7 protein-coding genes are annotated in these 7,395 nt (G+C 44.2%); 4 read left to right on the top strand and 3 right to left on the bottom strand.

Annotated features, from left to right (window positions below; translation table 11 throughout):
• Positions 1–1,356, top strand: a complete 1,356-nt coding sequence (locus F6K49_RS04695; RefSeq protein ID WP_293094604.1) for an N-acetylmuramoyl-L-alanine amidase — start codon at positions 1–3, stop codon at positions 1,354–1,356.
• Positions 1,334–1,465, top strand: a complete 132-nt coding sequence (locus F6K49_RS04700) for a hypothetical protein (protein ID WP_293019385.1) — start codon at positions 1,334–1,336, stop codon at positions 1,463–1,465. Before F6K49_RS04695 ends, F6K49_RS04700 begins: the two co-directional genes overlap by 23 nt.
• 90 nt (positions 1,466–1,555) lie before the next feature.
• On the opposite strand, the gene F6K49_RS04705 is transcribed toward F6K49_RS04700, so the two are convergent.
• Together F6K49_RS04705 and F6K49_RS04710 are read right to left on the bottom strand one after the other, a co-directional pair.
• On the bottom strand, positions 1,556–2,326 hold the full coding sequence (locus F6K49_RS04705) for a hypothetical protein (protein WP_293019387.1): 771 nt from the start codon (positions 2,324–2,326) through the stop codon (positions 1,556–1,558).
• 143 nt (positions 2,327–2,469) lie between these two features.
• On the bottom strand, positions 2,470–2,616 hold the full coding sequence (locus F6K49_RS04710; RefSeq protein ID WP_293019389.1) for a hypothetical protein: 147 nt from the start codon (positions 2,614–2,616) through the stop codon (positions 2,470–2,472).
• Positions 2,617–2,919: 303 nt separating this feature from the next.
• Here F6K49_RS04710 and F6K49_RS04715 point away from each other — a divergent pair, with 303 nt between their 5' ends.
• Together F6K49_RS04715 and F6K49_RS04720 are read left to right on the top strand one after the other, a co-directional pair.
• Complete coding sequence (locus F6K49_RS04715; RefSeq protein WP_293019390.1) at positions 2,920–4,158, top strand: DUF3747 domain-containing protein; 1,239 nt, start codon at positions 2,920–2,922, stop codon at positions 4,156–4,158.
• A gap of 833 nt (positions 4,159–4,991) precedes the next feature.
• Complete coding sequence (locus tag F6K49_RS04720) at positions 4,992–6,602, top strand: FG-GAP-like repeat-containing protein (RefSeq protein ID WP_293066677.1); 1,611 nt, start codon at positions 4,992–4,994, stop codon at positions 6,600–6,602.
• 532 nt (positions 6,603–7,134) lie between these two features.
• On the opposite strand, the gene F6K49_RS04725 is transcribed toward F6K49_RS04720, so the two are convergent.
• Positions 7,135–7,395, bottom strand: a 261-nt coding sequence (locus F6K49_RS04725) for a hypothetical protein (protein ID WP_293094607.1), incomplete at its 5' end; no start/stop codon positions are given.

Below are 7,395 nucleotides of genomic sequence, written 5' to 3' on the forward strand. Positions count from 1 at the left end.
ATGGGACGTATATTTATTTCAGCAGGTCACGGTGGCATGGAACGTGGTGGTCTTGACCCAGGGGCGATTGCCGGTGGGACAACGGAAGCCGAAGAAATGATTGGGCTGCGAGATATGGTGGTGCCAGAATTGCGATCGCGTCGGTATGAAGTATTATCTGTTCCTGATGAATTGAGTTTAAAGCAGACAATTCAATGGATTAATGACCGTGCTGGTTTTGGTGATGTAGCGCTAGAGATTCATGCTGATGCCTTTTCCAATCCTAACATCCGAGGTGCCTCTGCTTTTTACATTTTCAATAACACTGAGCGCAAGAAGCATGGTGAACTAATGCTGCGCTATTTGATCACACGCCTTCCTGAACTGCCCAATCGAGGAGCAAAACCCGATACGGACTCAGGTGTTGGGCGTCTTGCCTTTTGCCGTGATGTTATCCTGCCCTCCCTACTGCTCGAAGTTGGCTTTCTGACTAATCCCCAAGACCGTGCTCTGCTCCAGAATCGACGTCGTGACATGGCCAGAGGCATAGCTGATGGACTTGCCCAATGGAGTAGTTTGATATCTGGTGAACAGCCACCCGATCAACTCAATCCCGTTTATCCCATCATTGATATTAAAATCAATAATCAGACTTACGATGATCGAGGTGTTCTAATCAATAGCAATTCTTACATTCCCATTGACCTAGCCGATCGCCTAGGAGTGGATTTGACCACCGCCGAGAATGTCCGTCGTGTGCAATATCGGGGAGTCGTTTATGTTAAGGCCATTGAACTAAGAGATTATAACATCTTTGTCGGTTGGGATGCTCCTACCCGCACTGTGATTTTGCGCTCAATTTCCCAGAAAATCTGTCCAGGTCTGATTGACCGGATCATGGGTCATGGTAGCACCTCCGAAGTCCAGTTACAGATATTTCTTAAAAACAATAATCAGAACGCCCTGACTGAGTTTCCTGACCTAGCTAGGCTCTATCGAGAAGAAGCCTCGGTAGAGGGAGTCAACTATGACATTGCCTTTGCCCAAGCTTGTGTAGAAACTAACTTCCTACGCTTTAGCGATCGCCTTAGACCTGAGCAAAATAATTTTGGTGGTTTGGGAGCAGTGACTAGTGAGGAAGAAGCGACTTTTCCTAGCGCTAGAATTGGAGTACGTGCCCATATCCAACATTTGAAAGCCTACGCCAGTCAGGAACCCCTAGTCCAACCCTTGGTCGATCCCCGGTTTCGCTTCGTTACCCGAGGGATTGCTCCCTTAGTTGAACAGCTCAGTGGCCGCTGGTCAGCTGACTTAGATTATGGCAAGCGAATTATCGCCGTTGTCAGGCGTTTATATGAAGCATCTAACTTGCTTTGATCCCGATTCCCGATTCCCGATTCCCGATTCCCGATTCCCGATTCCCGATTCCACCTCAAGCAGCCCTCTAACTCAGCGCTGCAAGCGCACTACGCATTTAGATGTTTGACATTCCTAAACTCCAAAACTTAGTCATAGTTTACTTCTGACTTCTGACTTCTGACTTCTGACTTCTGACTTCTGACTTGCGCTATAACTACTAAGCTGTCTTGAAAAACCGGATAATTTCTCGGACATTATCCAGAAATTGACTATCTGTAGTTAATTGTGCGATCGCATTTTCAGAATCCCGAGCTAAACGTTGGTGTTCCGCATTGTTATTAGCTTCCAGTTGTGCCATTGATGCTTCAAGTTGGGCTAAGCCTTTGCGAGTCTCTTCCCAGTAACGCTGATGGGTTGCCACCCAAGAGTAAGGTTCTTCTGGGTCTAGTTTCTCTTCTAGACCTTTGACAGTTCTTTCGAGAGCTTCAAAACGATTCTGTAGTTCCATTACATCTCGGCGAGGATACTTAAACTCTTGCCGGATCATCCTTAACCGGGCTGCTAAATACTGGTAAAAACGTACCGCTGGACGCAAAGCAGTTAAAAGCAAAGCTGCTCCCGAACTGACGTAGCCTACAGCACTAATCCCAGTGGCAGCAAGGATGTACAGACCCACAGCAGATAACAGGTGAAGGGCGATTGCTACGGTTAGCGATCGCTTAGCTATCATTTCCACATAGTTTAATTGCTTCGGGTCAACCGCAATCTCATTTGCCCTGGAAGCCGACCCCTCTGCTAAAACTTCCCTAGCTTCCAAGTGGACATTCCACGGAACTGTCACAATCACCAACAGCCACCAAAAGCTAGCCACACCAATTATCCAATCTAGGAAATGACCAGTACTAATGTGCAACCATTGCAACAGCCCAAACACCAATAGAGTTAGAATTCCTAACCCAGTCCCTACACCAGCAATATTAAATAACATCCTAGCGACCTCCGACGGATTTTCAGCCTTGATCCCATCATGCTTAGAGATAACCCTCAGGCTCGAAAACCTTGTGATAGTTTCGCTAGCTTCACACTGATATTAGGTAAGTATTCAGCTATCAGCCGTCAGCTGTCAGCTAATCAACGGTCGGTAGTTGCTAGTGGTGCTTTAGGGACGGACTCACCCTCATTTTCTCGGTAGCCAGTGTTGGGACAGTCCGCTCCGAAAATTGTCACGGGCAAGATGCCCATTCCACAACAAGATGCCCATTCCACCCACCAGGTCAAACAGCTTTTAGGAGATGCACCCTGCTCCTTTTACTCATCCGACCCCGTGCAGTTAAAGCCCCTGATAGCACCTGAAGTAGCACCATCTGTAGCCCATGAGCTGATACGCGACACGCTGATAGCTGATAGCTTATGTGTCCTTAGCTACTTTTGCTCAAATTTTATTAATCAAAATTAAAACTTAAACCATTAGAACCAGAAACATTTAATCTGAAAGTTAATCATTATAGCTTGAAGCAGTCGTCTTAAAATTGACAAATCCTAAAAGCCTAGTACAGATGCTGAAAAACAGAGGTAAGTAGCATGAAGAGTTCTTTAAAACAAAAATTACCACAAAAACTAGCCACCTTCGCCACCGTTGCCCTAGCCACTGCCTTCTCAGCAATCAGTCTTGGCAACCAAACCTCCGCCGCTACCTTTGAGCAAAAACAAGTTGAACAAGGCAAGTTTATTGCTGTAGCTCAACCCTTTGGCGCAAATTCCCATCAATTGCTGATCATAGAGCAAAAATCCAACAAGCGAGCCTGTTGGAGCGAGAGTGGTACTAACCCAGTGATCGTAGACCCACTGCTGTTGAACTTTGACTTTACTGGCATTTGCGGACGCAGTACTGATAGCAATGGCTATTCCATGCGCATGGCGGGTGAAGACTTAGGACTTGATTACATCCTTAGCATTGTTGAGCGTAATGGTGAACTGTTGCTAGTGGGTAAGCACCGCCTTGATCGTAAAGCTCCTGAAGTAATCATCGGTAGAACTGGTGGTATTCGCCAGGGCTTTATGAAAATTTTTCTGCAGCCCGGTTGGGAATTTGCCAAGAGAATGTTCAATGGCAGAGAGCTAGGTCACGTCTACCTTGCTACTAACACACCCCTAGGTAACACAGGAAGTACTGATCCATCCAAGCTTCCTCCACTTCCGCCACGAGAAACCTCTAAATTTCGGGATATTGCTACTGATGTCTATGCCTCAGAAATTGAAAAAGCCGTAGCAATGGGATTTATTGCTGGATTTCAGGACAATACCTTCAGACCCCAAGGGTTTCTCACCAGAGAACAACTCGTGTCTATGGTCATTGAAGGCTTAGGTAAACTGCCAGGTGCTAATATTACTGTCCCCACTCAAGCATCAGGAAGGCCCTATCAAGATGTTGAAGCTGGGCGCTGGAGTGCTGCCAAAATTCAATGGGCAAGGGACAATAATATTGTTAGTGGCTATCCTGATGGCACCTTTCGACCAAATAAGTCCGTAACTCGTGCCGAATTGATGGCAGTACAAAAAAAAGCTGCTGAATTTGCCAAAAACCTCCAAGGGCAACCAGGGGTACTCGTTTCTAATGGGTCAGTCACACAATTTTCCGACACCGAAGGTCACTGGGCTGTCGCTCTGATTTCTGAAATGTCTGCCTACTGCCAAGTTGCATCTCCCCTAAACGAAAGGGGTAACGCTTTCTTCCCCAATTCTGAAGCACGCCGGAACTATGCCGCTGCTGCTACTCTGCGCATGCTCAACTGTGTCCAGCAGCCCATTACTCAGAAGTAGCACATTATCCTTTAAGAAGGCCACAAGAAACGTCTGTTGATCAGACCTCAAGTAAACAACGTAAGCTATCAGCTGATAGCACCTCAAGTAGCGTGTGCATAGCACATTAGCTGATAGCTTACATCACCCCATTATATCAATTCCGGTAGCCTGGGATTGATCACAAACCCGATTGAATACTGCCGCAAAGTCTCTATTTTATTCCTCCCTTCCTGAACTCTGCCTCTTGGCCGTTTTCCTTCTCTTCTATCCAACATATAAAGATGTAAACGAGAGCTCTATAGCAGAAGTCAGAAGTCAGAAGTCAGAAGTCAGAAGTCAAACTCTTGCGCTTACTTAGGTTTGAGACTTTTGTCATGTCCGCGCCTGCCCTGGCGACTGCTATAAAAGTGAAGACTTTAATAAATCCGTAAAAAAAACTGTAAAGATTTGATTAAGCAAGGAGTTTTATAGTGACATGGAATCATAATTATGTCATCTATAGTAATGTAATTTTTTTTTTAGACAATTTAGATAATTCTTATGAAGTCTAGTTTTAGCTATTGTCCAATAAGAAGCATGAGAAATTTCTTAATTTATTTAATTGAAAGTGAATAAGATTTCGATTACCCAAAGTTTCAGATCCAATCTAGTAATTGGGATTTAGCAATTCCTGTAGTAATTGTGATAATTTTTGGATCCAGATCTGCTGTTCCCTACTCCCTACTCCCTTTGCTATAGAGCATAAACTCCAATACTAATTTTCCATAACACCAAAAACTACTCGGATCTCTTTCCTACTGTTCCCTATTCCCTGTTCCCTATTCCCTAAAAAGGAGAGGATAATAGTAATTATGCCAACATTTGAGGCAGAAGACACAACTAGGCTGAGTTTAGAAAACTACATAGTTTTTGATAGTGACATTGCTTCCGGTGGTCAAGCTATCGAGATTCCCAAAACCAATACTACTGAACAAGGATTCATTCGTTTAACCTGGACAGAAGATGACGGTCCTGCTGGTAACTATAATTTTAAGATTGCCTATTTTGATGAATCAGATGGCCGATCTACCCTGACACTTCGTGTCAACGATATCCCGATTAGTAGATATATTTTCAATAAAAACCCAGGAGAACAGGACAATCCACCCATAGACACACCCAATTCTGGTAATTATATCGGCTTGACTGGTTCTATATTTGATGGTTTATCCAATCCTAATCCTGTCTTTAAAGACGTAGAACTGGCTCCAGGGGATCAGATTGAAATCTCTGCCGTGGCAGATAGTTTGGGGAATCAAACCTATGAACTAGCACGAATAGACGTTATTGAAATAACACCAGCACTGGAAGCTGGCCCAGTTATTACTTTTCCTGAACTTACCATTACCCCTACTGATGGCACATTAGCCGAAACTGTGCCAAAAAGTGGTGGTATCACCATCACCCGTACCGGAGACATTAGTCAAAGCCTAGAGGTAACTTACACGGTCAGTGGCACCGCTAGCTCCTCAGATTACAAGCCCATCCTAACCGGTACCGTTACTATTCCAGAAGGTCAGGAGTCAGTAGATCTCAAGCTCACCCCAATCGCCGATGGAATAGTAGAAGGGGAAGAAACTGTAATTATTACCCTTGAGAATAGTCCCGACTATCAATTAGGTGAGACTCCCAGTGCCACTTTCACCATTACCGACAATGACCAATCCACCATCACCGAGAGTGTGACTATTTTCTGGCGTAATGACGAGACCGGAGTCAATGGTGCTTGGTTGATGGATGGTCTCGACTTAGCTCAAGCCGTAACAATTCATTCACCAACAGAACCAGCCGACAGTCCCTGGCAAATGCAGGGTGCAGGGGATTTCAACAGTGATCAACAACAGGATCTTCTCTGGCGTAATAGCTCTACTGGTGAAACTGGCATCTGGTTGATGGCAGGATCGGTGTTTCAGAATGCAGTGTCCATAACCCCAACTCTAGGCTTAGACTGGGAGATTCGTGGCACGGAAGATTTCAACAGTGATCAACAACAGGATATTCTCTGGCGCAATACTTCCACTGGGGAAAATAAAGTCTGGCTAATGAATGGCACCAATGTCGCTCAGGAGGTGTCCATTCCATCGGAACCAGTCACTAGTATTTGGGAAATGAGGGCAGCGGGAGACTTGGATGGAGATGGTGATGGGGATATTATCTGGCGCAATACTCAAGACCAAACTATTTACTATTGGAGGATGGAAGGGACTCAGTACATTGAATCAGTGTTGATTGACTCACCAATAAGTATTGGTCAGGAGGTAATCCATGGTACCCTCGACATCGATGACAATGGTTTCGATGATATCCTCTGGCGCAATCTCGACGATGGACAAAATAGTGTCTGGCTGATGAATGCTAATGGGTTCGATCGCCTGGAGAGGCTTGAGCCAGTAACTGATCCGAGTTGGCAAAGTTATGTTTAAATACGTAATTTCAATTACCTAAGTATTTAGCCAAGGGCAATCAGCTAAAGCCCTTGGCGCGTTAGCTGATTGCTTACATGTAGAGACGTTATATAGCGTTTACACATGAGATGTAAACCTGTATGGTCTTTTTTTATTGGAGAATAAAACTCCGGATCTGTTTCCCCTCTTACCTTTTGCCTCTTGCCTCTTGCCTCTTGGCCTTTGGGAGTATGTTCACAACTCAAATATAAACTATATAGCTATCAATTTTAAATATTTATAAAAGTTCAAGATTTATAAAATAATCATTTTTGCTTAGGACTTACCCAAAACTGGACTCGAAACCCTATCACTCTAAGGGCTATCACTCCAAAGGCCATAAGTAGTAGGTTACCTTATTAAGGCACCTTACCAGTATAATTACTGCCTAATCCATGTTTATAATAAAACCTATGGTTCGATTATAAACATGGATTAGTTTTCGATGAAAGATAAACTCAATATTTTTATATTAGTTATTTTCTGGATAGTTATATGTATGTTGTGATCTCTAGCATTTTTCAATTAGGTGAGGTACATAATTTTTGGATTTTAGGGAACAGGGAACAGCGGCTCTGGGAATAGGGAATAGGGAATAGGGAATAGGGAATAGGGAATAGGGAATAGGGAATAGGGAATAGGGAATAGGGAATAGGGAATAGGGAATAGGGAATAGGTAATAGGGAATAGGGAATAGGGAATAGGGAATAGGGAATAGGGAATAGGGAATAGGGAATAGGGAACAGGGAACAGCGGCTCTGGGAATAGGTAA

Source organism: Moorena sp. SIO3I6, from assembly GCF_010672095.1.